General features: G+C 62.7%; 30 protein-coding genes and 1 tRNA gene. 24 read left to right on the top strand and 7 right to left on the bottom strand.

Annotated elements, in window-relative coordinates; genetic code table 11:
• Positions 1–27: 27 nt before the first annotated feature.
• The 12 genes from CWO89_RS01835 (at position 28) to CWO89_RS01785 (ending at position 10,195) form a co-directional block, all read left to right on the top strand.
• The gene (locus CWO89_RS01835) at positions 28–1,836 is read left to right on the top strand and encodes a phage portal protein (RefSeq protein ID WP_130576975.1); all 1,809 of its coding nucleotides are present in this window, start codon (positions 28–30) and stop codon (positions 1,834–1,836) included.
• A 158-nt stretch (positions 1,837–1,994) separates the two neighbouring features.
• Positions 1,995–3,332 carry a phage major capsid protein gene (locus CWO89_RS01830; protein ID WP_130576974.1) on the top strand — a complete coding sequence of 446 codons (1,338 nt, stop codon included), beginning with the start codon at positions 1,995–1,997 and terminating at the stop codon, positions 3,330–3,332.
• Positions 3,333–3,425: 93 nt separating this feature from the next.
• Positions 3,426–3,869, top strand: a complete 444-nt coding sequence (locus CWO89_RS01825) for a hypothetical protein (protein ID WP_130576973.1) — start codon at positions 3,426–3,428, stop codon at positions 3,867–3,869.
• 95 nt (positions 3,870–3,964) lie between these two features.
• Positions 3,965–4,549 carry a Rho termination factor N-terminal domain-containing protein gene (locus CWO89_RS01820; RefSeq protein ID WP_130576972.1) on the top strand — a complete coding sequence of 195 codons (585 nt, stop codon included), beginning with the start codon at positions 3,965–3,967 and terminating at the stop codon, positions 4,547–4,549.
• A gap of 25 nt (positions 4,550–4,574) precedes the next feature.
• On the top strand, positions 4,575–5,240 hold the full coding sequence (locus tag CWO89_RS01815) for a head-tail connector protein (protein ID WP_130576971.1): 666 nt from the start codon (positions 4,575–4,577) through the stop codon (positions 5,238–5,240).
• Positions 5,240–5,593 (top strand): hypothetical protein, encoded by a 354-nt coding sequence (locus CWO89_RS01810; RefSeq protein ID WP_130576970.1) that lies wholly within the window; start codon positions 5,240–5,242, stop codon positions 5,591–5,593. Before CWO89_RS01815 ends, CWO89_RS01810 begins: the two co-directional genes overlap by 1 nt.
• Complete coding sequence (locus CWO89_RS01805; RefSeq protein WP_130576969.1) at positions 5,593–6,246, top strand: hypothetical protein; 654 nt, start codon at positions 5,593–5,595, stop codon at positions 6,244–6,246. Before CWO89_RS01810 ends, CWO89_RS01805 begins: the two co-directional genes overlap by 1 nt.
• On the top strand, positions 6,246–6,719 hold the full coding sequence (locus CWO89_RS01800; protein ID WP_130576968.1) for a phage tail terminator-like protein: 474 nt from the start codon (positions 6,246–6,248) through the stop codon (positions 6,717–6,719). Before CWO89_RS01805 ends, CWO89_RS01800 begins: the two co-directional genes overlap by 1 nt.
• A gap of 12 nt (positions 6,720–6,731) precedes the next feature.
• Positions 6,732–6,983: a hypothetical protein gene (locus CWO89_RS01795; protein WP_130576967.1), complete on the top strand. Its 252-nt coding sequence runs from the start codon at positions 6,732–6,734 to the stop codon at positions 6,981–6,983.
• A gap of 63 nt (positions 6,984–7,046) precedes the next feature.
• Positions 7,047–8,534 (top strand): phage tail tube protein, encoded by a 1,488-nt coding sequence (locus CWO89_RS01790; RefSeq protein WP_130576966.1) that lies wholly within the window; start codon positions 7,047–7,049, stop codon positions 8,532–8,534.
• Positions 8,535–8,588: 54 nt separating this feature from the next.
• Positions 8,589–8,900: a hypothetical protein gene (locus CWO89_RS45650; protein ID WP_165420955.1), complete on the top strand. Its 312-nt coding sequence runs from the start codon at positions 8,589–8,591 to the stop codon at positions 8,898–8,900.
• Positions 8,897–10,195, top strand: coding sequence for an SGNH/GDSL hydrolase family protein (locus tag CWO89_RS01785; protein WP_165420954.1), 1,299 nt, complete (start codon positions 8,897–8,899; stop codon positions 10,193–10,195). The genes CWO89_RS45650 and CWO89_RS01785 overlap by 4 nt, the downstream gene beginning before the upstream one ends.
• Positions 10,196–10,240: 45 nt before the next feature.
• Here the strand turns inward: CWO89_RS01785 and CWO89_RS01780 are convergent, their stop codons facing one another.
• Both CWO89_RS01780 and CWO89_RS01775 read right to left on the bottom strand, forming a co-directional pair.
• Positions 10,241–10,621, bottom strand: a complete 381-nt coding sequence (locus tag CWO89_RS01780) for a nuclear transport factor 2 family protein (protein WP_130576964.1) — start codon at positions 10,619–10,621, stop codon at positions 10,241–10,243.
• A 728-nt stretch (positions 10,622–11,349) separates the two neighbouring features.
• Positions 11,350–11,426 (bottom strand) — tRNA-Asp (locus CWO89_RS01775).
• A 390-nt stretch (positions 11,427–11,816) separates the two neighbouring features.
• On the opposite strand from CWO89_RS01775, the gene CWO89_RS01770 reads away from it, so the two are divergent.
• Positions 11,817–13,181, top strand: a complete 1,365-nt coding sequence (locus CWO89_RS01770; RefSeq protein ID WP_130576963.1) for an O-antigen ligase family protein — start codon at positions 11,817–11,819, stop codon at positions 13,179–13,181.
• A 30-nt stretch (positions 13,182–13,211) separates the two neighbouring features.
• On the opposite strand, the gene CWO89_RS01765 is transcribed toward CWO89_RS01770, so the two are convergent.
• The 5 genes from CWO89_RS01765 to CWO89_RS01745 all read right to left on the bottom strand — a co-directional run bounded on the left by CWO89_RS01765 (position 13,212) and on the right by CWO89_RS01745 (position 17,318).
• On the bottom strand, positions 13,212–13,412 hold the full coding sequence (locus CWO89_RS01765; RefSeq protein WP_130576962.1) for a hypothetical protein: 201 nt from the start codon (positions 13,410–13,412) through the stop codon (positions 13,212–13,214).
• A 96-nt stretch (positions 13,413–13,508) separates the two neighbouring features.
• Complete coding sequence (locus CWO89_RS01760) at positions 13,509–14,150, bottom strand: haloacid dehalogenase-like hydrolase (RefSeq protein ID WP_245475646.1); 642 nt, start codon at positions 14,148–14,150, stop codon at positions 13,509–13,511.
• Positions 14,143–15,762, bottom strand: coding sequence for a hypothetical protein (locus tag CWO89_RS01755; protein ID WP_130576961.1), 1,620 nt, complete (start codon positions 15,760–15,762; stop codon positions 14,143–14,145). Before CWO89_RS01755 ends, CWO89_RS01760 begins: the two co-directional genes overlap by 8 nt.
• A gap of 8 nt (positions 15,763–15,770) precedes the next feature.
• Positions 15,771–16,760, bottom strand: coding sequence for a UbiA family prenyltransferase (locus CWO89_RS01750; protein WP_165420953.1), 990 nt, complete (start codon positions 16,758–16,760; stop codon positions 15,771–15,773).
• A gap of 357 nt (positions 16,761–17,117) precedes the next feature.
• Entirely contained in the window at positions 17,118–17,318 is a 201-nt protein-coding gene (locus CWO89_RS01745; protein WP_130576959.1) for a hypothetical protein, read from the bottom strand.
• Between the two features lie 528 nt (positions 17,319–17,846).
• Here CWO89_RS01745 and CWO89_RS01740 point away from each other — a divergent pair.
• The 11 genes from CWO89_RS01740 to nuoG form a co-directional block, all read left to right on the top strand.
• Positions 17,847–18,212 carry an NADH-quinone oxidoreductase subunit A gene (locus tag CWO89_RS01740; protein ID WP_027580654.1) on the top strand — a complete coding sequence of 122 codons (366 nt, stop codon included), beginning with the start codon at positions 17,847–17,849 and terminating at the stop codon, positions 18,210–18,212.
• On the top strand, positions 18,203–18,793 hold the full coding sequence (locus tag CWO89_RS01735) for a NuoB/complex I 20 kDa subunit family protein (RefSeq protein WP_130576958.1): 591 nt from the start codon (positions 18,203–18,205) through the stop codon (positions 18,791–18,793). The genes CWO89_RS01740 and CWO89_RS01735 overlap by 10 nt, the downstream gene beginning before the upstream one ends.
• Before the next feature lie 11 nt (positions 18,794–18,804).
• Entirely contained in the window at positions 18,805–19,440 is a 636-nt protein-coding gene (locus CWO89_RS01730) for an NADH-quinone oxidoreductase subunit C (protein ID WP_130576957.1), read from the top strand.
• Positions 19,437–19,817: a four helix bundle protein gene (locus CWO89_RS01725; protein ID WP_130576956.1), complete on the top strand. Its 381-nt coding sequence runs from the start codon at positions 19,437–19,439 to the stop codon at positions 19,815–19,817. Before CWO89_RS01730 ends, CWO89_RS01725 begins: the two co-directional genes overlap by 4 nt.
• A gap of 55 nt (positions 19,818–19,872) precedes the next feature.
• On the top strand, positions 19,873–21,069 hold the full coding sequence (locus tag CWO89_RS01720; RefSeq protein ID WP_130576955.1) for an NADH-quinone oxidoreductase subunit D: 1,197 nt from the start codon (positions 19,873–19,875) through the stop codon (positions 21,067–21,069).
• Positions 21,069–22,028, top strand: coding sequence for an FkbM family methyltransferase (locus tag CWO89_RS01715; RefSeq protein WP_165420952.1), 960 nt, complete (start codon positions 21,069–21,071; stop codon positions 22,026–22,028). Before CWO89_RS01720 ends, CWO89_RS01715 begins: the two co-directional genes overlap by 1 nt.
• Before the next feature lie 11 nt (positions 22,029–22,039).
• Positions 22,040–22,651 carry an NADH-quinone oxidoreductase subunit NuoE gene (gene nuoE / locus CWO89_RS01710; RefSeq protein WP_130576953.1) on the top strand — a complete coding sequence of 204 codons (612 nt, stop codon included), beginning with the start codon at positions 22,040–22,042 and terminating at the stop codon, positions 22,649–22,651.
• 41 nt (positions 22,652–22,692) lie between these two features.
• Complete coding sequence (locus tag CWO89_RS01705) at positions 22,693–22,857, top strand: hypothetical protein (protein WP_165420951.1); 165 nt, start codon at positions 22,693–22,695, stop codon at positions 22,855–22,857.
• Positions 22,858–22,876: 19 nt separating this feature from the next.
• Positions 22,877–24,202, top strand: a complete 1,326-nt coding sequence (nuoF, locus tag CWO89_RS01700; RefSeq protein WP_130576952.1) for an NADH-quinone oxidoreductase subunit NuoF — start codon at positions 22,877–22,879, stop codon at positions 24,200–24,202.
• A gap of 5 nt (positions 24,203–24,207) precedes the next feature.
• Positions 24,208–24,696, top strand: coding sequence for a hypothetical protein (locus tag CWO89_RS01695; RefSeq protein ID WP_130576951.1), 489 nt, complete (start codon positions 24,208–24,210; stop codon positions 24,694–24,696).
• 4 nt (positions 24,697–24,700) lie between these two features.
• The coding region (gene nuoG, locus CWO89_RS01690; RefSeq protein ID WP_130576950.1) for an NADH-quinone oxidoreductase subunit NuoG at positions 24,701–26,126 on the top strand (1,426 nt) is incomplete at its 3' end.

Genomic DNA, 26,126 nt, shown 5'->3' with positions numbered 1-26,126 from the left:
CGCAACTCATCAGGACAGAAATCGCCCATGGGTTGGATCAACAACGCCGTTGCAGCAGTGTGGTCGATCGGCCGTCGGGCCGACGATTCTGGTGATCAGGACCGCTACTACGGCGACGACGCTGATTTCTACTACGAGTCGGTAGGGAAGCGGTCGACGGCTGGAGTCCGCATCACGCCGATGGCGGCGATGCGACTATCAGCATTCGCGGCGTGCGCGAAGGTGTTGGCCGAGACCATCGCCAGCCTTCCGGTCTCGGTCAACAAGATCATGCCGGATGATGGCCGCCAGGCATGGCCGAGCCATCCGATCGCGGAATTGATCCGGTATCAGCCTAATCGGACGCAGACTGCTGTCGAGTTCTGGGAATCGATCATCCTGCATGCCGTGCTGTTCGGCACCGGCTACGCCGAGATCGTTCCCGGCACGCGCGGTGCCGTCGACCAATTGAAGTTCTTGCGGAGCGATCGCGTCGTTCAAGACCAGCTTCGCGACGAAACACTGCGTTTTGCCGTATCGAACCCGAATACCGGAGGATCTCGGGTTCTGTTGCAGGACGAGGTGTTGCGCATTCCGAGCCTTTCGCTCGATGGCGTCAACGGGCTCAGTATGCTCGATCTCGCCGCGGAATCGATCGGTCTCGGCGTCGCCGCCGATCAGTACGCGTCTCGCATCTTCTCGAACAACCTCAACATGGGTGGTTTCATCACCACCCAGAAGAGGATGAGCCGCGAGGCGATCCGGAACCTGATCGCCAGGTTGATGGAGAAATACGCCAGCCCGGAGAACTTCCACCGGCCGGCAATCCTCCAGGACGGTGCCAAGTTCGAGCCCGCCTCGATGAAGGCGAGCGAGGCCCAACTGCTCGAGGCCCGGAAGTGGCAGATCGCGGAGCTGGCGCGCTACTTTCGAATTCCGCTGCACATGCTCGGCGTCGACGATCAGACCAACCGGTCTACCGTCGAGGAACAGTCGATCAACTTCGTGAAGTACACGATCCGCCCATGGGCGCGCCGGATCGAGCAGGCTATTCGGCGCGATCTCATCATCGCGACCGGGTTGTACGAGGTGAAATTCAATCTCGATGCGCTCGAGCGCGGCAACCTCGCGGCCCGCAAGGATTACTGGGCCGCGGCGCTGGGTGAGGGCGGCAATCGTCCGGGCTGGATGTGCGTAAACGAGGTCCGTGTCGCCGAGGGGCTCAACATCATCAACGAGCCCTGGGCGTGGGAGGTGCCGCGCGGATTGCCGGCGGCGCAGCCGAAGCCGGCCGTCGCGCAGGAGAACCAGGCGAATCCGGATGATGCGACTGATGCGATGGCGGCGCCGGCGCCGAAGATCGGTGTCCTGCAGTCCGACGCCCTGATTACGGTACCAAAGGAGTCGGGCCAGGCCGCCGGCACGGTTCTGTACCAAAACCTGGTCCGCATGATCGAGCGACTGTGGGGGCCATCGCACAATTCTGCCATCTGGCTGATGAGCAATGAGGTGCTCGGTGTCGTCCTCGATCTGGATGCGGCTTCGGACAAAAAGATCTTCACCACCGACGCTGATGGGACACGCCGTCTCCTGTCGTATCCGATCGAGGTCTGCGAATACACGCCCGCCCTAAGCTCGGTTGGCGATATCCTGCTGGGCGACTTCAGCCAGTACATCGTTGCCCAAAAGGACGATAACCCGGATTTTCTGAGCTCGATCCACGTCAAGTTCTCGACGGACGAGAGTGCGTTCAAGCTGCGCTACCGCGTCGATGGGGCGCCGGGCTGGAAAACCCCGATCACGCCCAAGAACTCAACGCTGACTGTATCGCCGTTCGTGGCGCTCGGCGCTCGCTGATCTTCGTTTCAACTCGAATTCGCGGAGTAGGGGCGCCGAAGCGACCCTGATCTTTGCGTGTCTACGCGGGCTCGGTCGAGACCGCACGTCTCCACCTGAGTCAACCAGCAACCAAGGCGCTCCTTCGCGGGCGCCTTTTTTATTGAAGGAGAGATCGAATGTCGATCAAGGCACTGCGCGACAAGAAGGTCGCGTTGATCGCTGAGGCCGGCGTGCTGACGGCCAAGGTGGCCGACGGCAGCATCACCGATGCCGAGCAGGCCCGCCTGTCAGCGATCATGGATGACCGCGCCGCAGAAGGCGACAAACCGGCATATGTCGGCGAACTGAAGCGCGTCAACCAGGCTATCGCCTCGACCGAGCGTCTCATGGACGAGCAGCGCGCCATGACGCCGGCACCGGCGGAGAACGCCGAGACCTCCACCGAGCGCACGGAGCGGACCTCGCCCACCGTTGCCGCGGAGCCGAAGAAGAAGTTCGGCTCCCTCGGCGAGCAGATGGTGGCGATCGTCAACGCCGGCCGCCGCATCACGGTTGACGACCGCCTGGAGTGGCAGGCGGCAGCAGGAATGAACGAGGGCGGCGGCCAGGATGGCGGCTACCTCATCCAGCAGGACTTCGTGTCGGAACTCATGATGCGGGCGTACGACCGGTCTGACCTGCTGTCGCGTACTCGGCAACTGCCCGTCGGCCCGAACTCCAACGGCGTGAAGATCAACGCGCTGAAGGACTCGAGCCGCGCCAACGGCACCCGCTTCGGCGGTGTCCAGGCGTTCTGGACCGGCGAGGGCCAGCAGAAGGTGGGGACGACGTTGCAGTTCCGCCAGATGGATCTGCGCCTGCACAAGCTGACCGGCTTGCTGTATGCCACCGACGAACTGCTCGAGGACGCCGTCTTCTTGAACAGCTTCATCCCGGATATCTTCGGCGACGAATTCTCGTTCAAGATCGACGATGCCATCTTCGAGGGGAACGGCGCCGGCATGCCGCTTGGCTTCATCAAGTCGCCGGCCTTGGTCACAGTCAACCCGGAAGGCGGCCAGTCTGCCGATACCGTGGTGGTCGAGAACATCGTGAAGATGTGGGCCCGGCTGTGGCTCCGCAGCCGCAAGACCGCGATCTGGACGATCAACCAGCAGATCGAGCCGCAGCTCATGACGATGAAAATCGGCAATACGCCGATCTATCTGCCGCAGGGCACGATCGAGGGCGAACCCTTCGCGCGCCTGCTCGGCCGTCCGATCGTCCCGACCGAGTTCAACTCGGCGCTCGGCGACAAGGGCGACGTCGCGCTGATCGACCTTGCCCAGTACCTCACCATCCAGAAGGGAGGTTTCAAGCAGGACGTCTCGATCCATGCCCGATTCATCAATGACGAAACCACGTTCCGGTTCGTCACCCGGATGGACGGCCAGCCGATCTGGGATGCCCCGCTGACGCCCTTCAAGGGCGCGGACACCCTGAGCCCGTTCATAACGCTCGCCGACCGCGCGTAATCCGCGATCGCTGGCCTGGTCGGCGGGGATTTCACGTCTTCGCCGCTCAGATCCTGGCGGTCACCCCATCAACTTCAGAATGGAGATTCTCCAATGACTGCTCTCATAAGCGAGAAGGTGCAGTTGGTCGGCATCATCGATCCCGATGCAAATGCGGCAGGCACCTTGACCACCGGTTGGGTTTCGATGGCGGCTTTCGAGCAACTGCTCGCAATCGTCATGGCCGGCGATCTCGGCGCCGCCGCGACCATCGACGCCAAGCTGCAGCAGGCGCAGGACTCGAGCGGCACCGGTGCCAAGGACATCACCGGCAAGGCCATCACCCAGATGACCCAGGCCGGCACCGACAAATCGAACAAACAGGCGCAGATCAACGTCCGCGCCGAGGAGTTGGACCGGACCGGCGGCTTCACCCATGTGCGCCTGTCGATGACCACCGCTGTTGCTACGAGCGACTCCGGCGCCGTCCTGCTCGGCATGTTCTCGCGTTACTCGCCGGGTGCGGCGGCAACGTCGGTCATCGAAACCATCAAGTGAACCTCGCGTTGGGCTGAACTCAGTTCAGCGTGAGCGACGGATCGCGGCAGCCCTTTCGAGGGCTGCCAAACCCATTCTTGGCGGAGTCCGCGAAAATGACCGAAACAGCAAACATCACGTTCGACGAGTTGCGTATCGTCGACGACAATCGGAAGGGCACCCCGGACGAAGTGCGCTTCGAGGAAGGCGAGTCCTACGACCTTCCCCTGCGGTCGGCGGATCGCTGGGTGAAGCGCGGTGCGGCACATTTCACAACGCCGGAGGATGCCGCGAAGGCGCTCGGCGCATCCTCGGATGTTGCCCTCAACCTACAGGATCAAGATCGCCGCGATCCCAGCGGCACGCGTCGGCAGCCTGAAGCCGTCGTCGGCAAGGGAGCCGACAGCAACGGGAACGGCAGCAGCGATCTCAGCAAGAAGACGGTAGCGGAGCTTAAGGCTCTCGCCGCCAACTTTGGCGTCGACCTCACAGGACTGACCACCAAGGCCGAGATCGTGGCCGCCATCGAGCGCGATGTCCAGATCAAGTCGGCGATCGCCGCCGGCAACTTCGATGACCTGACGGTGGCGGAGCTTCAGAAGGTTGCTGCCGACCAGGATATCGATCTCACCGGCAAGACCGAGAAGACCGAGATCATCGAGGCGATGAAGTCCGGCTACAAGCCGGACTTCGCTGGCTGAACTGGCCAAATAGGGGATACGGCGCATGTTCTCGGTCGTGACGGCCGCCACGGACAGGAAGCTGACCACGCGCGATAACGTCAAGACCGAGCTCGGCATCACGGGAGTTGCGGAAGACACGAAGATAGATCGCCTCATCAATCGGCTTTCCGCGATGATCTGCGACTATATCGACGTGCCGATGGCGGCCGATGGCTCGAAGACCTTGGGGCTTGAGACCCTCGACGAATACTTCGAGCGGAGCCCCTGGTATCGGCGCCGCGGTCGGCGCCTCGTCCTTGCCAGGCGGCCGGTGACTGAAATCGTGTCGGTGACGATCGGGTCAGCCACCATCGACCCATCCGATTACGATTTCGACGGCGCTCGTGGCGAGGTAAGGCGCACCGGCGTTCTGCCGCCGCCCAGCATCGGCTACGCGCCTGGTGTCCGAACGGTGGTCCGCTACAAGGCTGGGTGGACGTTGCCGGCGGAGGACAATTTCACGCTGCCGCTGCCGATCGAGGGGGCGGTGATCGGGCTGATCAGGTCCGCTAGGTTCGCGGCCGATCGAGACCCGATGGTCAAGTCCGAAGAGACGACCGATATCGAGAAAATCGAATATTGGGTCGGAAAAATTGGCGAGAATGGAGCCTTCCCGCCGGACATCGCCTCTATGCTCGAGCCCCACTGCTACGAGCCGGAGTTCGGATAATGAACACGGCTGGCACGGCGCGGGCGCGGCGAGCCATTCAGCGCCGCGGGCATGTTGTCAGTTTCCGGCGCATGACCAAAACGAATCCGCAGACAGTTGTTAGCCGCGCAGACGTCAAGGTCGTCGCCAAAGGATATGCGCCGGGCGAATTGGCTCCAGGCATAACGGTCGGTGTTCGCAAGCTGATCGTGTCACGGCTTGATCTAGAGACGAATGGATTCCCGGTCCCACCGGTCAAGGGTGACCGGATTTTCTTTGGTGCAAACCTCGATGTCCCTGCCACGATCGACGCCGTGGACGAGGATCATCGAGAGTATCTCGGCTGCTACGATATCACGGTATCGGGCAACTGATGGCCAGGATATCGACGTTCGCCAAGGATCTGCAACTCGCCACCGCCGGCATCTCGCCGGAGAACATCGCCAGAGAGTTGGCAGCGTTCGCGAAGAGCGAGCTCGCCAAGTCCATAGCTGAAGGCGAGGGGTCGGAGCGATACTACCGGTACGTCAATGGCGTGCTCGGTGCCGCGGAAGAGATGGTCGTGCCGCCTGGACCGATCCTCTACGTCTTCCAGTGGTGGCGCGAGATCATCGAATTCGCGCTGCAGTCCGCGGTCGAGCGATCGCCGGAGAAGTCGGGCCGATACAAGCAGTCCTGGTTCATCATGACGCCCGGCGGCGTCATCAAAAGCTTCGACGAGATCCCTATCAACTCGACGGTGATCTTGACCAACAACCAGCCCTACAGCCGAAAGATTGATGTCGGGCACATGCGGATGTCGGTGCCGCCGGGCATCATCGAGGATGTCCGCAAGATGGTGATGGCGCGGTTCGGAAACTTCGTCACGACGAAGCGGACGCTGATCCCCCTTCCAGGCGGCTACATCCTGAAGGGGCATTTCAAGCGCGGCTATCGACCGTATGCCCGCAGCAAGTTGCGGCCCGACACCATGGCCGGTGCCCAAATGACATACCCGGCGCTCGTCATGACGATGAAGGTGACCTGATGGATCTGCCGTACGATCCGGTGTTCGACGCGATCCGTGAATTCCTCGGTTGCACGGATATCGAGACCGGAGCGTTGGTACCGGGCAATTGGGATTTCTCGCTTGCGCCGCTCGTCTACGAGAACGAGGGAGACGGCCCGCCGAGCGGCGAAGTCTCGAATTGGGTACTGGTCGTCTTAAACTCGGAACTGTACGGCCAGCAATCGATCGGCGCCGGCATCGATCAGGCTGCCAACCGCTGGGACGAAGACGGCACGCTCTGGCTTCACGTTTTCACGCCTCGCGGTACCGGCTCTCGAGAGGCGCGACGGATCGCCAAGGGACTCGCGAATATGTTTCGCGGCCTGACCATGCTCAACGGCCGGCTCGAGTTTATGGACGCCGACATGGGCGCCGGCGATCCCGGTGCCGAGAACGCGAACTACTACCTGCTTTCCGTCAGCATCGAGTGGCGCGTCATCGACGCAGAATAGGGGAGGTCCGTGATGGACTACGACGTCTTGAAGCCGTTCAACACCGTGAACCGCCGGTTCAAGCCAGCCGCGGACGCCGATGCCGCCAGCGCCAATGACGGCAGCATCGTTCTGGATACCGATGATCTGACGCCGCACACCATCGAAGGCTTGGAGAAGCGCGGCTTCATCAAGGTCAGGGCGGCAAAGCCGCCGGTCGCGCCGCCGGCGAACAAGCTGGATACGGCGTCGCTCACGCCGGCCCCGGCCACCTCCGAAAAATAGCCCGTCCTCAAATCCTGACCTCACGCAAGGCGCCTCTGGCGCCTTTTTCTTTGGGAGAAAGCCGTGACCAGCTCAAACAGAACGCAAGTGGCTCTGGTTCGCGAGAGCACGCCAGGAGTCACGCCCACCACGCCGCGCATGCGCAAGGTGAGGTTGACGGGCGAGTCGCTGCAATTCGCACCGACCTATGTCGACTCCGAGGAAATCCGCGACGATCGCATGCTCGGCGACCCGATCAAGACCAACCAGTCGTCATCGGGCGGCATCAACTTCGAGCTCTCGTACCCGGACGATCTCTCGCCGCTGTCCGAGATCATCATGTCGGCGTTCGAGAACACCTGGGTGAACACGCCGCAGTTCGTCAACGACGGCACCCCGGACAGCGTCATCACCGACGCCGGCACCACGGCGAACACCTATGCGGTGACGGCGGGTGGCGCCGCGGTGAAGCTGGGGCATTTGGTTCGGGCCACTGGCTTCACGAATTCGGCCAATAATCAGATCTTCCCGGTTGCCTCTTCGACCGCGAGCACCATCGTCGGTACGGGACTCGCTCTGACTGCGGAAACGGCACCTCCTGGTACCGCCAAGTTGAAGGTGGTGGGATTTGCTGGCGCGGCTGGCGACATTACGGCGCTGGTGGACGGTCTCGCCTCGACCACTCTCGATTTCACGACGTTGGGGATCGTCCCCGGTCAATGGGTCAAGGTCGGTGGCCAGGCCGCCGGGACGCAATTCGCCTTCCTCATCTCCGCCGGAGCCAAGGCGCGCGCGGCCGCGTTTGCGCGGGTCACGGCGATCGCGGCCCACAAGCTGACCCTCGACAATCTGCCGTCCGGCTGGACGACCGATACCGGCACCGGCAAGACAATTTGGGTGTTCGTCAGCGATCAGATCAAGAACGGCATCACGCCGAATTCCGTGACGATCGAGCGTGGGTTCCTTGCCCAGCCGGTGCCGTCGTACATCGTCAACCTCGGTATGCGCGTCAATACGTTCAATATCGAGATGACCAGCGGCGACAAGCTGAAGGGTACCGTCGCGTTCATGGGTCTAGGCGGTGGTATCGGCATCACGGCGCTCGATGCGTCCCCGGATCCTGTCACGACCGGCGTCGTCATGGCCGCGAATGCCAACGTCGGTCGCCTCGGCGTCAACCAGATCCAACTCGGCGCGCCGAACTGGGCGAAGGGCTTCACGCTCCAGATCAACAACAACCTTCGGGCTCTGGACGCCGTCGACTCCGATGTCCCGGTCGGCATCAACGATGGCGAGTGTACCGTGACGGGAAACATGAGCACGTACTTCGGCAGTAAGGACGAGGTCGAGGCGTTCTACAACGGCACGCCGCGGCCGATTAACTCGCGAGTAACGAAGAACGGCCAGGCGCTGATCTTCCAGGTCCCGCGCGCCACCTATCGTGGTGGCGGCAATCCGCAGGCGACCGCGAAGAATACCGACGTCATGGCGAACTTCGACTTCCAGGCCAGCCAGGACGTCCTGACCAACGCGCACGTTCTCCTCGATCGTTTCGAGTATTTCGAGGCGTGAGGAAAGGGGCGGCGCTGGTGCAGTGAGGGAGGGGCAATGAGCGTATTCTCTGGCGTGATCGCGAACGGCGGATCGCTTTCTGGTGCGATCCCGATCGGCAACAAGATCATTACCGGAATCATGATGCCGGCTGGATGGGACAATGCAGCACTGACCTTCCAGGTCAGCGTCGACGGCGGTGCAAGTTGGTCGAATCTGTTCGACTCGAGCGGAAACGAGGTTTCGTTCCAGGCGGCGGCATCACGTTTCATCGCGGTCGACCCGACACTTTGGATCGGCATCAACCACATCAAAATCAGATCCGGCACGGCTGCGGCCGTGGTGAATCAGACCGCCGAAAGATCTCTCCGCCTGGTTGGTCAATGATGAAGGTGCCGCGCACTCGTCGCGAACTGCTGACGCCGAAGGGCCGCGCTCGCCTTGGGGGAGTGAACGGCGGTGGCGGGGGCGTCAGGCTGCCGTTCGGGACCCCGATCAGTTTCCCCGGTGACAGCATCATAGCGAACGGCTTCTCCCTCACCACAAACCGAGCGTGGGAAACGGTGCGTGGCTGGCATGTGTGGGCGAATGCCCTGGCCAACAGTCCGTTTCGGCTGATGGGCAAGAGCAATGCCGGTGTCGGCGGCAATACGTCGGCGCAGTTGCTGGCGCGATATGATACTGACGTGATCGCGTTCAATCCGGGTGCTGCTCACATCCACATCGGAATTAACGATCTTCTCGCTGCTACCGCTTCAGCAACGACACTGGCCAATATAACCGCGATGATCGCTAAAAATAGAGCGATCGGCGCTTTCACGTTCGTGAACAAGATGCTGCCTTACGGCTCGACGGCGCTGCCTATGAATGGCCCGCAGATCGCGCTTTGGGAGGCAACCAACAACGGCATCGCTGCGATGGCGGCCGACGATGTCGTGGTGCTCGATTTCGAGCCGGTCATCGGGAACATGGATGCCGCGCACACGATGAAGGATGGCTACTCGGGGGACAGCCCGCAGTTGCATCCTAATCAGACCGCAGCCTACCTGATGGCTAAGGTCGTCAGAGACGCGTATCTGGCGCACTCTATTCCTGGCGAGAACCTGTTCACCACGAACAATGATCCGGCCAATTTCGCTGCAAACGGCTTCCTTACCGGAACGACTGGAACGGTCTCAGGCGCAACGGGGCAGGTTGCGACGGGTTGGACGGGAGCCGGTGCCGCGGCGGGCGGTGCAACCGTAGCTTACTCCAAGGTCGCAAGATCGGATGGATTCGGCGAGTGGCAGCAAATCGCGGTCAGCGGTACATATACAGGAACCGGCAAGATTGCGCGCATCAGCAGGGCTATTCCTGTGACGGGCTTGCTCTCGACTGGCGATGTTGTCCAGATCGGATGCGAAATTCAGGTGGACGCCACGCAGACGGCAGTTTCATCGTTCCGGGCGGGTTTTACGCAGGGCGCGGATAGCGTCTATGCTTTCGCTGGAAACAACACGGACCCGGTGCAGGAAGCATGGTCGGGCGTGATCATGAGCGTTCCCTTTGCGATCACGGCGACGCCGACGACTGTTTCGGTTGAATTGGGCATCCTGTTGAAAGACACCGCGACCACCGATGCATGCGCGGCGAGTGTTCGTTTTGGGCGCTACCAGATTGAGAAGCTGGCGAGTTTGAATTAGCCCGTCCACTCTCTCAGGGGCTTCGCGCCGACTGCCGACGGCGATCTACCCTAGGCGCTCGACAAGATGCGCACGTGAGGGTGCGGGGTCGAACCGGTCGCCGAAATACTGCGTTTCGTGAGCCACCAATCCCTCACGAAATTCCATGATGCTCACGACGTAGGACGGTATCCCGTCATAGGTCAGGACGAATTCGCTCACCCACAGGTCGCCGCCGCCAACAATCCGCCGAACGGAGAAGCGCTTCTTGTTCGGCTGCACAAATCGGCTCTCTTGAATGTTCCTGCGGCCGTGGATGCGTTCGCCAGACTGCGGATAGTCGAGCACGGCATCCTCGCGATAGATGTCATGCTCGGTCTCGAAATCGTTTGCGTCTGAAGCATTCCAATGGCGCTGGAGCTCCGCCAATATGGTTCGATCGTCCATCTCGACCTCCGATTTAGGTGTCTTTCATCTCGTCGATCTTACGCCTCTCAAGGGGCGTCGTCCTCACTCCTTTCAGGGCTTTCCCTGAACTTGTAATCATCACTTACAGCATCGAAAATGACCCTTCGGAAGCTGATCAAGCTTTACCGACGCGACCCGCTGTCGCGCTGGCACAAGCTACGCTATTCGACCCGCCGCAACCATTGCAACCTGCTGCGGCAGATCGTGCGCCGGCATGAGGCATCAGCGAAGCCTTCGACGCCAAGGCAAATCCGGATTTCATCCGAACCGCGGCAACGCACAGCGATCTCGCGACCACGCAGGGTTATACAGCCCCAGTTCCTCGGGTGACCGACCGACACGGCTCCAATCCAGGCAGCCGCGCCAAGCCGCCCCTTTAGGGGTACGAAGCTGTGGAAAACGCCGATCGAAGACAGCGAAGTGTCCTCGCAGCGTCGCGATCATGCGGCGCCCCGCAGATGGCGGCACATCGCGCTGAGTCGGGCGAGCGGTGAACCTGGACCGAGCCGCGAGACGGGTTCGCCTGTATTTTCGCCTATATTAAAGAGTGGTCTTGGAAGCCGCTGGAATTGCCAGTCGAGGTGGGGAAAAGGATTCGGGCTGGAACAAAAACCGGACAAAAGTGTCAGGCATCCGGCCATCCTGACACTTTTCCGCATCGGCAAGGGATGCGGCGATAGGTAAGGTATTGGGATTGTTCGCCAAAATGGCGCGAGAGACGGGGCTCGAACCCGCGACCTCCGGCGTGACAGGCCGGCGCTCTAACCAACTGAGCTACTCCCGCGTGATGCGCAATTCCGCGAGACGTGGGGGACTTAAAGGGGCGGTCTTTTGAAGTCAAGGACGTTGAGATTCCCTGGGTCCTGCAGGGCTTTGCAGTGTGTTGATGGGGAATCAGCGGCGCTGCACGGAAGGCTCCGCGTTTCCTGCCTCGAGGCGACTCGCCGGGTTCCATCAGATGGCAGGCCGGAAGCTGTTCCGATCAGAGGCGCTTGGAGGTGCCATCGTATTGCCACAAGCATAGAGCGAATTTACTTCGAGTAGCGACCGGCGCGTGCCGCTACCTTTGGAATTGCGAGACCTGTCATGGAGTCGATATAGAACTGTTCTGAGAACTCTTCTGATTGAGCTTCGACACTATCAGTTTCACGAGGGCCGGGCTTTGCAATCGGTATTGTTCGCCATACTGCTGTCCGCGGGGCCGATTGCGGTGCTCGCGCACGGTTTCGCCGGGACCGGCTCGACAATCACCGGTCTGCTGATGGCCGCGCCAATTGCTGCGCTCCTTCTTCTGGCGAGATGGCGTGAATTCAGGCCCGACATTTGCGACGTGCTGTTCGTGCTGTTTTGTTGCGGCATCGCGCTCTCGTTCGCCGTCAACGGCGTCGCTGCGCCGAAAGAGGCCGCCCTTCTGGGGTTGTCGCTCGCGACCTATCCCGCGGTCAGGGTGAGCTCCCGTTGTGGGCAAGTTCCTCAAGCCTTCGTGGTCGTCACAGGCGCGATCGTGGCGGTCGGAGCCGTCGTCACCCTGGTGGCGCTGCTTGGTCAATGGAACGACCACCATGGTAAGCCGCTGGTCTTTGACGAGTACGACGCTGCGCCGGCGCAATTCACGACAGCGCTTGGCTTGCTGCTTCTGGCGCTGGCCTGCACAGAACTCAATTGGCGACGGACTGCTTGGATTTCGATCCTCGCGGCCGTGCCCCTGGCCATCTTCGCGGCGTCGATGGTACGCTACTCCTTCATCGTGATCGTGGTGGCGCTGCTCGCAGCGATGTTGGTTGCCAAGGCCGGCCAACGCAAATTCATTGCTGTGATCGTGTGCGTCACGATCGCTTCGGTTGCGCTTGGCGCAGTCGTCAGGTCATCAACAACGCTCAGATTCGCCAAGCTCGCCGAAGCGGCGTTGGGTTTTCAGGTTGCGGAGCCGGGCAACGATGAATCGCCGGCGCCGCCGGTTTCGCCGCCGGCAAGTGCACTGCCAGCCCCCGCCGCATCAGGCCGCGTTGCTACCGAGGCGGCTCCGCCAGTGCCAGCGCCTCCGCCTTCGCAAGCTTCCTGTCCTTCGATCGACCCGGACAATTCGATCATCATCCGGCAGCAGCTCTACAAGGACGCCTTCGCGTTGCTGCCGGAAGCGGGGCTGACGGGACTGGGACTGGACGGTTTCCCCCAGCGGTCGTGCCTGAAAGGCTTCCAGGTTCACAACTCGATCCTGCAGGCCATCATCGAATTCGGCTGGCCGGCGGGTATCTTCCTCATCCTGTTGCTCTATCACGCGATGGGAACGCGGATGTTCTCGCTGGCGAGGATCAATCGCGAAGCCCGCTTCGTGCTGTGCAGCCTGGTGTTCACGCTTATGCTGAGCATGGCGCATGGCAGGATCAGCAGGGACCTCGCATTGTTCCTGTTTCTGGGATACGCCGCAAAGCTGCGAAGCAGTGCGCTCGATATTGAAGAGCAAGCCTGGGTATTCGGAGACGGTCCGATCAGGACCATTCCGGCACCGGGCGTCGGCGCTCGCTTGAACGCCGCCTGACGGCGGAGGTCGCCCGATACTAGGCCGAGGCTAGAATTCGTAGAGGTCGCGGCCGCGGCGGGCCAGATTCCTGAGATCGGCCAATGTGCCGCGGACGGCGTTGCAGCAGCGGCACTCGATGACCGTGTCGCCGGATGCGGCGGCCGGTCTCTCCAGCTTGATCGATAGGCTGCCGCAATCGGTGCAGACGATCTTGAAGCCGGAGGAGTATGTTTCCTGATGCAGATTCATCGGCGGCGAGGGTCCTACTGGCCTTCTCTATACGCGCCGAAATTTAAGCTTGGGATCGCAACGTCAATTGCAATCGAACGATTGCGTTAGCGCTTGTTAACGCTGGCCGTCTGGCCGGGTGGATAAATCCAGCGTCGGCCGTCCCAGCGCCAGCGCGGCGCCACGGATCGATCGTCGCGGGTTGACGAGGATGATGCCGCTGGCGTGGGCCCAGATTGCGAGGTCGGATTTGCTGTCGCCGGCATAGATGAAGCCTTCCGGAAATAGCTCGCGGAGCAGCGCGGCCTTGGCCGGTCCCTTCAGGTTTCCCTTGCCGTCGGAGGCGAACACCTGATCGAAGACGGGCAGGCGGAATGCGAGTTGGGCGGCGAGCACGGCGTCGGCGGCGGTAGCAAGCACGATCATGCGGCCAGCCGTCTGCTCCCGGTGCGCCAGCGCGACAACCTCCTGATGGAATTCGAGCCGATCCCAGTCGATGCAGTTGCGCAGCGCAAGCTGGCGCTTGAGCGCGGCGCGTCCTCGCAAAAGCCATCTGGCGCAGGCGAGCACGATCAGCGGATTGCGGCGCAGGATCGAGAAGAAGCTCTTGTAGAGCAGATCGCCCTTGATGAGCGTGCCGTCGAGGTCCAGCACCAGCGGCATCGATATCGGGAGGCCGAGCAGCGTATCCGCGGCGGCGTCGGCTGCATCCGGCCGCTTCAGCGGCGTTGGGGCCATGTCCAGGGTAAGGTCAGTCACGCATCGCACTCAACTGGTTTGGAATCGTGCAAGCCACGATCTCGCGTCCGCCGCTTCGGTTCGCCTTGCAGTCGCGATAGCCGAGATTGCTTGCGACGGCTGATCCGCTCTGGTCGGAGGACGACACGATCAGCACCTGCGGCGCGCCGCGATTGGCGCTCTGGAATTTTGCCAGCTCAGCGGCATCAGGCTCGCTTTCCCAGTCGGCGGTCGCGCGCAGGAAATCGTGCGACGGCACATATTGCAGCGGGAAATAGCCGAAATAGCGGGTCGAGGGCAGCGTGGAGGAGAGGCCCGCGCCGCGGGCAGCCAGCGCCGCGGTCTGGGCCGCATGCAGAGTGGGGCGAATGCGCCAGGCGAACAGGGAGCTGTCGCGCTGGGCGATCAAGTCGGCGTTGACGAAGGTCTTGCCGGGATTCTCGCGGCCGATCTCAAGCTCGCTTTCCAAAACCGGCGCCCAGCTCTTGTAGGCGACCGTGCGGATCGCGGTCTGGCCGACCAGGCCGGCGATCGCGGCCAAGCATAGGATGCGCACCAGCGCTTCGTGCGGCTGGCGACTCGCGATCAAGAGCACGACCGCGATCCAGCTATAGGGAGCGAGCCGTTCCGACAGCAGCGCCGAGCCGGTCTTCAGGTTGAGGAGCGACAGCAGCACGACAAGGACGAAGAAGACGGGCCAGGTCAGGTTGCCCGACCGCAAGCGCCGGAGTGCGATGGCGCCGGCCACCAGCACCGCCACCAGAAGCGGCGCCAGCGCTACCACCTCCCAAGAGGTGAAGGTGAAGAGGTGCGTGGCGGCAACGATCCGGCGCAGGATCTGCGTGATGCCGCCTTCGCCACCCGGGACCTCGCCGGGAATGTTCTGGTAGGCGAGGAGAAACCCTGCGATCAGGACCAGCACCGGCATGGCCGCGGCAGCGGCCCAGGCGCCATCGATGAGTAGTCGTCGGCCGGCGGCGCGCGGGCCGGCGTACTCCAGCGTGCGGAGCGCACGGGCGATACCGTCAGCCGCAAGCAGCAGGCAGGCGGCGACCACGGAGGTGATGTGGGTCAGGTAGAGGGCCGCCAGGAATAGCGCGGTGGCGAGGAAGGTGAAGATGTCACCGCGCCCGCGCACCTTGCTCCAGAAGCTTGCGAACAAGAGGAACAGCGGCACGCCAAGAGCGAAATTGTAGAAGCCCCAATGGATGAAGACGCCGAAGGCGACCGGCAACAGCAGCAGCATCGGCAGCAGCGGCCGCTCGGTCTCAGTGCGGGACACCGCAAAGGCGGCCGCAATCCAGATCAGCCCGTACAGGCTCAAGAACAGCGTGTTGGCGAGCAGCGGATTCCCGGTCAGCCGGATCAGGCCGGCGAGCAACAGATAGATTGCGGAGTTCGGTTCGATGCGCGAATTCCACTGGTAGAAGGAGGCGGCAGGCTCCTGCAGGACGCCACCCCAGCCGAAGCGGGCGATCAGGTCGGCCTGTGCCAGATGCACCGGGCCGTCCTGGGTCGGCACCAGCTTGACCAGCCAGACCGGGCCATCGAGCAGAAGCGCCAGCGCGGCAAAAGCCAGCGTCGCGACTGCGACGCCGGCGTAGTTTCGTGGGGCGCTCAGGGAAGCCGTCATCGACATGGTCAGCGGCCCGTGCTGAGGCGGATGAGGTCCGAACTGGTCAGGCTGTTGAGCAGTGGCAGGTCGACGAAGGTCAGGATGCCGAACAGCGCCATGGTGACGGCGGCGGCAATCAGCATGGACGGCTGCCGCATCAGCTCCTCGGGCCGCGCGGCCGCGGAATCCGGGGTCAGCGCGAGCCGCATATAGGCGGCGAACAGCGCGATCAGGAACGGGATCGCGACGATGTATTCGATCCGGTACTTGATCAGGAAGATCGCCATCATGAACGCGAAGCCCTGGGCATAGACGAGGCAGCTCGTCACCAGGCTCGAATGCGTATAGACGGCGAAGGAGGGGCGATAGGCGGCGAGGTTGGCGGTGCCGCCGGCCTCGACGATGGCGCGATGCTCGGAGACGCGCTTGGCGGCCATCAAGAAGGCGCCGCCGAACCAGTAGGCAAGCAGGATCGAGATCGGTGGGGCGATATGCGGGACCACCGCGAACCAGCCGAACAGGAAGCGCAGGGGATTGTTGAGGGACTCGACGATGACGTCGAGGAAGGCGCGATCCTTGGCGCGGATTGGGCGCACGTTGTAGATGACGCCGAAAGCGGCGAATACGACGGCGGTGAGGGCAAAGCTCCGGCCAAGCTGGTTGGCGACGAGCAGGCCCACGCCAGTTAAGAGGATGTACTGGGCAAAGACGATGCTGGGCGACATCGCGGTCTGCACCGCCGGACGTGCCCGCTTGGTCGGGTGCATGGCGTCGAAGGGGGCATCGAGCCATTCGTTGATGGTGTAGTTGGCGGATGACAGCGCCATGGCGACGAACAGGCAGGCGAGCAGGCGCTCTCCCAGCGTCGCGTAGTCGACCGGTCCGGTCCCTGCCATGATCATCGCGAAGGCGACGCCTGGCACGATCAGCACGTGCTTGATCCAGTGATCGGGCCGGGCGATGGCGATGTAGTCGGCGAGACCCGCCGACGGCGGCGCGTAGTGGGTGACGGACATGCAATCCTCCAGGCTACCTCTGTGCCGCATCGGGGCGGATGCGACGGAAGATGCCCTGGAAGGGCAGCGATCGTGCCGCAGTGGCTGATGAAGGCCGTCAGGGGCACGGAAACCCAGGCAATGCGGTTAACGGCGGTAGCGGAGGCGGGGTTTTCGGGATTTTCCACCCTCGGCATGAGCCATCGTGCAGCCGAATCCCGGTCGGCGGCGGCGAAACGTGGGGGGCGATTTCGTCAGCCTATGCGCCGGATTGGTACAGGCTGTTCCAAATCGGGCAGGGCGTCAGCTTCGCAAGCCCACCAAACAACAAAGCCGCCCGGAGGCGGCCTTACGTGCCTTATCAGCAAAATGCGCGGGTCAGCGGACCGTCGAGGTGCCTGAACTGGTAATCGCCACCGGCTTGCCAGCCTTCACCACCTGGGTCTGGGCGGTCTGGGTGAATTCCGAATTGTTGCGCGCGGCGATACCCAAGGCTGCGACCGCAATGCCCGCCACCAGCGCGACCACCACGATTTTCAGGTGGGTCGAGCGATCCGCCGAGTGAATTGAGTGGTTCATCTTGCGCCTCCGGGCGAGCTTTGCCGCCGCCTGTTGGGCAAAGAGGTACCCTTGGTCTGTTTCAGAATGGTTTCGCGGGTTCCCCAAAATGGTTTCATTGCTCGGCGGGATTGGTTTCGTGCGTAGCTGCAGGACGCCGGGGCTAAAGGAAAAAAGTCACAAGCGACGGAGGATTCCTTGGGGATAACGCCGCTACAGGGGGTGGCGGGCCAACATGCCGTGTCGGCCCGACAGGACCGCCGCGGTTCAACTAAACGAGAGGTGCGCAGAGATGGCCGGGCGATTATTGGCCACTGTGGATTTTGGCGATCGGGAGCTGCAAATCTGGGGCACGAACCTTCGAGGTCACGCGTTCTTCATCTTGGGCGAGAACGCGCGCTTAACACCGGTTGATCGGAGGCGGCCTAGCCCGACGGAGCTTTAAAATAGCTTGTCTTGCGCCCTCTGTTGCGCTGCGCTAAGGCTCAAGAATAATTCCAATGACACGAATCTGCGGCTGTCCGAAACCGCAGCAAGAAGGCACCGCCGATGAACGGCATCCTGCAGAATTATCTTCCACTTGTGGTGTTTATCGGGGTCGCAGCCGTGATCGGCCTGGCGCTCCTGATCGCGCCATTCCTGCTCGCATTCCAGCAGCCCGATCCGGAAAAGCTCTCCGCTTATGAATGCGGATTCAACGCTTTTGACGACGCCCGCATGAAGTTCGATGTCCGCTTCTATCTGGTGGCGATCCTCTTCATCATCTTCGACCTCGAAGTGGCGTTTCTTTTCCCCTGGGCGGTGGCGTTCGGAAAGCTGGGCGCGACCGGGTTCTGGTCGATGATGGTGTTTCTGGCCGTGCTGACGGTCGGCTTTGCCTATGAATGGAAGAAAGGCGCGCTCGAATGGGATTGAGCCCTACTGCCGCAACGTCCCGGCCGGCAATCGCGCCGGCGCCGAGGGGCATCCTTGATCCCGCCACCGGCAAGCCGGTCGGCGCCAATGATCCGTATTTCCGCGACATCAACCACGAGCTCTCCGACAAGGGTTTCTTCGTCGCGGCCGCCGACGACCTGATCACCTGGGCCCGTACCGGCTCGCTGATGTGGATGACGTTCGGCCTGGCCTGCTGTGCGGTCGAGATGATGCAGGTCTCGATGCCGCGCTACGACGTCGAGCGCTTCGGATTCGCCCCGCGTGCTTCGCCGCGGCAGTCGGACGTGATGATCGTCGCGGGCACGCTGACCAACAAGATGGCGCCGGCGCTGCGCAAGGTCTACGACCAGATGCCGGAGCCGCGCTACGTGATCTCGATGGGCTCCTGCGCCAATGGCGGCGGCTACTACCACTATTCCTATTCGGTGGTGCGCGGCTGCGACCGCATCGTGCCGATCGACATCTACGTGCCGGGCTGCCCGCCGACGGCGGAAGCGCTGCTCTACGGCGTCTTGCTGCTGCAGAAGAAGATTCGCCGCATCGGCACTATCGAACGCTAAGGTATTACGTCATGGACGACGCCAAGCTCGACGCCTTGGGGCAGACGATCGTTAGCGCGCTTCCCGGCGCGGCGAAGGCGCATTCGGTTGCGTTCAATCAGCTCACGGTTGATGTGGACGCGGAGAAGATCGTCGACGTCGTCAAGCACCTGCGCGACGATCCGGCCCTGCGCTTCGTCAACTTCACCGACGTGACCGCGGTTGACTACCCCGAGCGGGACAAGCGGTTCGACGTTGTTTATCACTTCCTGTCACCGACGCTGAACACACGCATCCGCCTGCGCGCGGAGGCCGACGAGAACACGCAGGTGCCGTCGATCATCGAGGTCTTTCCCGGCGCCGACTGGTTCGAGCGCGAGACCTACGATCTCTATGGCGTGATCTTCACCGGCCATCCCGACATGCGCCGGCTCCTGACCGATTACGGCTTCGACGGCCATCCGCTGCGCAAGGACTTTCCGCTCACCGGCTTCGTCGAGGTTCGCTACGACGACGAGGAGAAGCGGGTGGTGTACGAGCCGGTGCGCCTCAACCAGGAATTCCGCAAGTTCGATTTCCTCTCGCCTTGGGAAGGTGCGGATTATCCGCTGCCGGGCGATGAGAAGAGAAGTGGCGAATGGCGAGTGGCGAATAGGGATGATTGTTGAGCGACCCATCGATCAGCTCGTACCGGGACCTAAGGGTGTGGCAGGATGCCATGATCTTAGCGGAGTCCTGCTATCGCTTGACGGGGCGATTTCCTCGCGACGAGCTGTTTGGCCTGACATCCCAGGTCAGGCGGGCTGCGGCTTCTATTCCCGCCAATATCGCGGAAGGTCATGGGCGCGAGAGTACAGGCAGTTTCGTGCAGTCGCTGCGCGTGTCGCAGGGCTCTCTGAAGGAATTGGAAACTCATCTCTTGCTGGCGGAGCGGGTCGGCGTTCTGCCTGCATCCGAACTGGAACTGGTAATGGGGCGGTGCGAGAGTTTGGGCAAAATGGTTCGAGCGTTGATACGCGCCCTGCAGGACAAGTCCGCAAAATGACGTTCGCTATTCGCTACTCGCCATTCGCTATTCGCCAGGCAGCGGGAGCTGCACCATGAACGAGCAACCTCAAAATCTGCGCAACTTCACCATTAACTTTGGACCGCAGCATCCGGCCGCGCACGGCGTGTTGCGCCTCGTGCTCGAACTTGATGGCGAAGTAGTCGCGCGCGTCGATCCGCATATCGGGCTCTTGCATCGCGGCACCGAGAAGCTGATCGAGCACAAGACCTACCTGCAGGCGATCCCGTATTTCGACCGGCTCGATTACGTCGCGCCGATGAACCAGGAGCATGCCTTCTGCCTCGCGGCGGAAAAGCTGCTCGGCATCACGGTGCCGCGGCGCGGGCAACTGATCCGCGTGCTCTATTGCGAGATCGGCCGTATCCTGTCGCATCTGCTCAACGTCACCACGCAGGCGATGGACGTCGGCGCGCTCACCCCGCCGCTGTGGGGGTTTGAGGAGCGCGAAAAGCTGATGATGTTCTACGAGCGCGCCTCCGGCTCGCGCATGCATGCCGCCTTCTTCCGCGTCGGCGGCGTGCACCAGGACCTGCCGCCGAAGCTGATCGACGATATCGATGCGTGGTGCGACCCGTTCCTCAAAGTGGTGGACGACCTCGATACGCTGCTCACCGGCAACCGCATCTTCAAGCAGCGCAACGTCGACATCGGCGTGGTGTCGCTGAAGGAAGCCTGGGAGTGGGGCTTCTCTGGCGTGATGGTGCGCGGCTCGGGCGCGGCCTGGGACCTGCGCAAGGCGCAGCCCTACGAATGCTACGCCGAGATGGATTTCGACATTCCGATCGGCAAGAACGGCGACTGCTACGACCGCTACCTGATCCGCATGGAAGAGATGCGCCAGTCGGTGCGCATCATGAAGCAGTGCATCCAGAAACTGAAATCGCCCGACGGGCAGGGGCCGGTCGTCGTCGAAGACAACAAGATCGCGCCGCCGCGGCGCGGCGAGATGAAGCGCTCGATGGAAGCGCTGATCCATCACTTCAAGCTCTACACCGAGGGCGTGCACGTACCGGCCGGCGAAGTCTACGCCGCGGTGGAAGCGCCCAAGGGCGAGTTCGGCGTCTATCTCGTCGCCGATGGCACCAACAAGCCCTACAAGTGCAAGATCCGCGCGCCGGGCTTTGCCCATCTGCAGGCGATGGACCACATCTGCACGGGCCATCTGCTCGCCGACGTCTCGGCGATCCTCGGCTCGCTCGACATCGTGTTCGGAGAGGTCGATCGGTGATGGTGCAGCCGCCCATCCAGTTTGACCGCGCCTCAGGGGCTCTCGAAGGAGCCAACCTGTGGGAGCGGACGGCTGCGCTGGCGCTGTCGACCGGTTCGAAGATCTCCTCGCACTTTTCCCACATGGGCTACATCGCCTGCGCTAACCTGCTGCGCAAGACGCTGCCCGAGCGCAACATCGCCATCCGGCTCAATGAGGACGCGGTGTTCGAGTTTCCCTATGGCGACGGCTATTGGAGCAAGCTGCTCAACCGATCCTACCATTACGAGGACGAGCTCGAGCTCCTGTTCAAGGATTCCGCCGACGTCGACTACACGCTGATCGATTGCGGCGCCAATTACGGCTACTGGTCGGTGCTGGTCTCGAGCAAGCCGTTCGGTTCGCAAAAGGCGATCGCGATCGAGCCGTCGGGACAGAATTTTCCGAAGCTTGCGAATAACGCTGCGATCAACGGCACCCGCTTCGAGACGATGAAATGCGCGATCGGCGCGGGCAGGGGCACGGCAAAACTCTCCGGCACCAAGCATGAGGCGTTCAGCATCGCCGGCGACCAGGCCGACGGCGAGGAAGTGCCGGTGATCGCGCTCGACAATCTGCTCGACGACGGCAAGATCGAGCTGAACGGAAAATATCTGATCAAGCTCGACGTCGAGGGCGTCGAGATCGAGGCGATGAAGGGCGGCGTCCGGCTGATGCAGGGCGACAGCGTGCTGCTCTGCGAGGAGCATGGCAGCGATCGCAAGCACACCGTGTCGCGCTACATCCTTGAAGAGACCCCGCTCAAGCTGATCGTCTACGATCCCAGCTCCAATCGCCTTGAAACCGTGACCGAGCTTTCGATCCTCGATCGCATCAAGGTATCGACCCATGTCGGCTACAACGTGTTCGGCACCGCAAGCGCCTTCTGGCAGGACCGGATCAACGCGCTGAATGCGAAGACCGTTCGCCGCATGCAATGAGAGAGTAAGAAATGTCGGTCCGTCGCCTCGCCCCGAAGGAATTGCAGCCCGCGAGCTTTGCGTTCACGGAGGAGAATCTCGCTTTCGCCAAGCAGCAGATCGCGAAGTATCCGCCGGGACGTCAGGCCTCCGCGGTGATCGCAATCCTGTGGCGGGCGCAGGAGCAGAACGAGGGCTGGGTTTCGGAAGCCGCGATCCGCACCGTCGCCGACCTGCTCGAAATGCCCCACATCCGCGTGCTGGAGATCGCGACCTTCTACACGATGTTCCAGTTGCAGCCGGTCGGCAAGAAGGCGCATGTCCAGGTCTGCGGCACCACGCCATGCCGCCTGCGCGGCGCGGGCGATCTGATCGAAGTTTGCCAGCATCGCATCAGTCACGAGCCCTTCGAATTGTCGAAGGACGGCAATTTCAGTTGGGAAGAGGTCGAGTGTCTGGGCGCCTGCGTGAACGCGCCGATGGTCCAGATCTGGAAGGACACTTACGAGGATCTGACCAAGGAGAGCTTCGGCAAAGTGCTGGATGGTTTCGCCTCCGGTAATCCGCCGAAGCCGGGCCCGCAGGTCGATCGTCAGTTCTCGGCACCGGCGGGCGGGCCGACCACGCTGAAGGAAACCACATGAGGCCTGGTCTCGCATGGCAGCGGGCGGGAAGGGAGGTCGCGATGAAGCACTGGCGTTACATCGCTCTCCACGCGGCGGTCGCCGCCGCGTTCATTTTCCTGCTGCAGCGCTATGGGCTGAACGCCTCGCTCGAATCCAGCCTGTTGTGGGCGCTGACCTTCGGCGGATGCGCTGCGGGGCTCGCTTACGCCCAGGCCAATCGTTGATGTTTGGAAAGTTCTAGGCATGCTCGACGACAAGGACCGCATCTTCAAGAACCTCTACGGCCTCCATGATTGGGGCCTCGAGGGCGCGCGCCGCCGCGGCGCCTGGGACGGCACCAAGGCGATCATCGACAAGGGCCGCGACTGGATCATCGCCGAGATGAAAGCTTCCGGCCTGCGCGGCCGTGGCGGGGCCGGTTTTCCGACCGGCTTGAAATGGTCGTTCATGCCGAAGGAATCGACCGACGGCCGGCCGAGCTATCTCGTGGTCAATGCCGACGAGTCCGAGCCGGGGACCTGCAAGGACCGCGAGATCATGCGGCACGATCCGCATCTCTTGATCGAAGGCTGCCTGCTCGCGAGCTTCGCGATGAACGCGCATGCCTGCTACATCTATGTCCGCGGCGAATTCATCCGCGAGCGCGAGCATCTGCAGGCTGCGATCGATCAGGCCTATGAGGCCAAGCTGATCGGCAAGGACAACGTCAATGGCTGGCCGTTCGACCTCTACGTCGCCCATGGCGCCGGCGCCTATATCTGCGGCGAAGAGACGGCGCTGTTGGAAAGCCTCGAGGGCAAGAAGGGCCAGCCGCGGCTGAAGCCGCCGTTCCCGGCCAATGTGGGCCTGTTCGGCTGCCCGACCACCGTCAACAACGTGGAGTCGATCGCGGTTGCACCGGATATCCTGCGCCGTGGCGCGGCCTGGTTCGCCGCGATCGGCCGGCCGAACAATGTCGGCACAAAGCTGTTCTGCATCTCCGGCCATGTCGAGCGGCCCTGCAACGTCGAAGAGGCGATGGGGATCCCGTTCCGCGAGCTGATCGAAAAGCACTGCGGCGGCATCCGCGGCGGCTGGGACAATCTGAAGGCGGTGATCCCCGGCGGCTCGTCGGTGCGCATGGTGCCGGCCGAGCAGATCATCGACACGCCGATGGATTTCGACTCCTTGAGCAAATTGCGCTCCGGCCTCGGCACCGCGGCCGTGATCGTGATGGACAAGTCGACCGACCTGATCCGGGCGATCGCGCGCATCTCCTACTTCTACAAGCATGAGAGCTGCGGCCAGTGCACGCCGTGCCGCGAAGGCACGGGCTGGATGTGGCGCGTGCTCACCCGCATGGCCGAGGGGCGCGCGCACAAGCGCGAGATCGACATGCTGCTCGAGGTGACGAAGCAGGTCGAGGGTCACACCATCTGCGCACTCGGCGACGCCGCGGCCTGGCCGATCCAGGGCCTGATCGCGCATTTCCGTCACGAGATCGAAGCACGCATCGACCAATATTCGCACAAGGCCGATATTGACGACGTCGGTGTGCTCGATCCCGCGCACATGGTGGCGGCGGAGTGATCTTGATGTCGCAACCAAGCTTCTGGTGGCAGAGATACGGGACGCTGGCGCAGATGGCGCAGGCGGCCGTGGCGCTGCTCGGCTTTGTTGCGATCCTGTTCCAGATCAACGAGCTACGCACCGGCAGTCGCGCCTCCAGCGCGCGTCAGGCGTTTCTCGGCTACACCGATCTTGCCTTCAGGAACCCGAAATATTCGCAGCCGGACTATGAGCGGATCAAGGCGGGCAGCCAGGAGGACCAGGTGCAGTACGAGAGCTTCGTCTCGTACTTCCTCTATGCCTGCGAGGAGGCGATGTCGGCGTTTGCCAATCGGCGCGAATGGGCGGCTTCCTGCGACTACGATTTGAGACCGCATCTGCCGTTCCTCTGCGCCAAGAACGCCGCCGAGCCGGCCTATCTCGCGACCTACAGCGCCGACACCCAGCAATGGGTTAAGGCTTCACTGAAGACCGCCAGCGTCGTGCCGCCCGACTGCAAGCTGGGAAAGACGTAAAGAAATGACCAAACTGATCATCGATGGCAAAGAGATCGATGTGCCGCCGGAATACACGCTGCTGCAGGCGTGCGAGGCCGCCGGCGCCGAAATCCCGCGCTTCTGCTACCACGAGCGGCTGTCGATCGCCGGCAACTGCCGGATGTGCCTCGTCGAAGTGAAGGGCGGCCCGAAGCCGGTCGCGAGCTGCGCCTGGGGCGTGCGCGACTGCCGTCCGGGCCCCAAGGGCGAACCGCCGGAAATCTCCACCCGCTCGCCGATGGTGAAGAAGGCGCGCGAAGGCGTGATGGAGTTCCTGCTGATCAACCATCCGCTGGACTGCCCGATCTGCGACCAGGGCGGCGAATGCGACCTGCAGGACCAGGCGATGGGCTATGGCGTCGACACCAGCCGCTTCGCCGAGAACAAGCGCGCGGTCGAGGACAAATATCTGGGCGCGCTGGTCAAGACCTCGATGAACCGCTGCATCCAGTGCACCCGCTGCGTCCGGTTCTCCGCGGAAGTGGCGGGCGCCCCGGAAATGGGCGCGACCGGCCGCGGTGAGGACATGGAGATCACGACCTATCTCGAACACGCCCTGACTTCGGAATTGCAGGGTAATCTCGTCGACATCTGTCCGGTCGGTGCGCTGACCTCGAAGCCCTATGCCTTCGCCGCTCGTCCCTGGGAACTCGGCAAGACGCAGTCGGTCGACGTCATGGACGGCGTCGGCTCGGCGATCCGGGTCGACACCCGCGGCCGCGAGGTGATGCGGATCCTGCCGCGCATCAACGAGGCCGTGAACGAGGAGTGGATCTCCGACAAGACCCGCCACATCGTCGATGGCCTGCGTACCCAGCGGCTCGACCGGCCCTATATCCGCGAGAACGGCAAGCTCCGCCCGGCCTCGTGGCAGGAAGCCTTCGCAGCGATCGCGGCCAAGACCGGCCGGGTCGACGGCAAGCGGATCGGCGCCATCGCAGGCGACGTTGCCGCGGTCGAAGAAATGTTCGCGCTGAAGGAACTGCTGGCGAAATACGGCTCGTCCAACCTCGCCGTGCAGGGTGGCGATGCCTTCGATCCGAAGGCCGGCCGCGGCAGCTACATCTTCAACCCGACGATTGCAGGCATCGAGCGGGCGGATGCGCTCCTGATCATCGGCTCGACTCCGCGCAAGGAAGCCGCGATCATCAACGCCCGCATCCGCAAGCGCTGGCGCTCCGGCCAACTCAAGATCGGCGTGATCGGCCCGAAGGCGGACCTGACCTATGACTACGACTATCTTGGCGCCGGACCGGAGACGCTCGCGACGCTCGCCGCCGGCAAGCATTCCTTCGCCGACGTGCTCAAGAATGCCAAGAACCCGATCGTGCTGGTGGGCGCCGGCGCGTTCGGGCGCCAGGACGGCGCGGCGGTGCTGGCGCAGGCGGCGAAGCTTGCGGTCGACTTCG

This window comes from Bradyrhizobium sp. Leo170 (assembly GCF_004296405.1).
Taxonomy (GTDB): Bacteria; Pseudomonadota; Alphaproteobacteria; order Rhizobiales; family Xanthobacteraceae; genus Bradyrhizobium.
Note: the sequence above shows the minus strand (reverse complement) of the source record. Positions and strands in the feature narration are given on the sequence as shown.

What these genes read in the sequence shown, in the direction of transcription:
- CWO89_RS01835 (WP_130576975.1), top strand. Translation starts at nt 28, where the DNA reads ATGGGTTGGATCAACAACGCCGTTGCAGCAGTGTGGTCGATCGGCCGT.
- CWO89_RS01830 (WP_130576974.1), top strand. Translation starts at nt 1,995, where the DNA reads ATGTCGATCAAGGCACTGCGCGACAAGAAGGTCGCGTTGATCGCTGAG.
- CWO89_RS01825 (WP_130576973.1), top strand. Translation starts at nt 3,426, where the DNA reads ATGACTGCTCTCATAAGCGAGAAGGTGCAGTTGGTCGGCATCATCGAT.
- CWO89_RS01820 (WP_130576972.1), top strand. Translation starts at nt 3,965, where the DNA reads ATGACCGAAACAGCAAACATCACGTTCGACGAGTTGCGTATCGTCGAC.
- CWO89_RS01815 (WP_130576971.1), top strand. Translation starts at nt 4,575, where the DNA reads ATGTTCTCGGTCGTGACGGCCGCCACGGACAGGAAGCTGACCACGCGC.
- CWO89_RS01810 (WP_130576970.1), top strand. Translation starts at nt 5,240, where the DNA reads ATGAACACGGCTGGCACGGCGCGGGCGCGGCGAGCCATTCAGCGCCGC.
- CWO89_RS01805 (WP_130576969.1), top strand. Translation starts at nt 5,593, where the DNA reads ATGGCCAGGATATCGACGTTCGCCAAGGATCTGCAACTCGCCACCGCC.
- CWO89_RS01800 (WP_130576968.1), top strand. Translation starts at nt 6,246, where the DNA reads ATGGATCTGCCGTACGATCCGGTGTTCGACGCGATCCGTGAATTCCTC.
- CWO89_RS01795 (WP_130576967.1), top strand. Translation starts at nt 6,732, where the DNA reads ATGGACTACGACGTCTTGAAGCCGTTCAACACCGTGAACCGCCGGTTC.
- CWO89_RS01785 (WP_165420954.1), top strand. Translation starts at nt 8,897, where the DNA reads ATGATGAAGGTGCCGCGCACTCGTCGCGAACTGCTGACGCCGAAGGGC.
- CWO89_RS01780 (WP_130576964.1), bottom strand. Translation starts at nt 10,621, where the DNA reads ATGGACGATCGAACCATATTGGCGGAGCTCCAGCGCCATTGGAATGCT.
- CWO89_RS01765 (WP_130576962.1), bottom strand. Translation starts at nt 13,412, where the DNA reads ATGAATCTGCATCAGGAAACATACTCCTCCGGCTTCAAGATCGTCTGC.
- CWO89_RS01755 (WP_130576961.1), bottom strand. Translation starts at nt 15,762, where the DNA reads ATGACGGCTTCCCTGAGCGCCCCACGAAACTACGCCGGCGTCGCAGTC.
- CWO89_RS01750 (WP_165420953.1), bottom strand. Translation starts at nt 16,760, where the DNA reads ATGTCCGTCACCCACTACGCGCCGCCGTCGGCGGGTCTCGCCGACTAC.
- CWO89_RS01745 (WP_130576959.1), bottom strand. Translation starts at nt 17,318, where the DNA reads ATGAACCACTCAATTCACTCGGCGGATCGCTCGACCCACCTGAAAATC.
- CWO89_RS01740 (WP_027580654.1), top strand. Translation starts at nt 17,847, where the DNA reads ATGAACGGCATCCTGCAGAATTATCTTCCACTTGTGGTGTTTATCGGG.
- CWO89_RS01735 (WP_130576958.1), top strand. Translation starts at nt 18,203, where the DNA reads ATGGGATTGAGCCCTACTGCCGCAACGTCCCGGCCGGCAATCGCGCCG.
- CWO89_RS01730 (WP_130576957.1), top strand. Translation starts at nt 18,805, where the DNA reads ATGGACGACGCCAAGCTCGACGCCTTGGGGCAGACGATCGTTAGCGCG.
- CWO89_RS01720 (WP_130576955.1), top strand. Translation starts at nt 19,873, where the DNA reads ATGAACGAGCAACCTCAAAATCTGCGCAACTTCACCATTAACTTTGGA.
- CWO89_RS01715 (WP_165420952.1), top strand. Translation starts at nt 21,069, where the DNA reads ATGGTGCAGCCGCCCATCCAGTTTGACCGCGCCTCAGGGGCTCTCGAA.
- nuoE (WP_130576953.1), top strand. Translation starts at nt 22,040, where the DNA reads ATGTCGGTCCGTCGCCTCGCCCCGAAGGAATTGCAGCCCGCGAGCTTT.
- CWO89_RS01705 (WP_165420951.1), top strand. Translation starts at nt 22,693, where the DNA reads ATGAAGCACTGGCGTTACATCGCTCTCCACGCGGCGGTCGCCGCCGCG.
- nuoF (WP_130576952.1), top strand. Translation starts at nt 22,877, where the DNA reads ATGCTCGACGACAAGGACCGCATCTTCAAGAACCTCTACGGCCTCCAT.
- CWO89_RS01695 (WP_130576951.1), top strand. Translation starts at nt 24,208, where the DNA reads ATGTCGCAACCAAGCTTCTGGTGGCAGAGATACGGGACGCTGGCGCAG.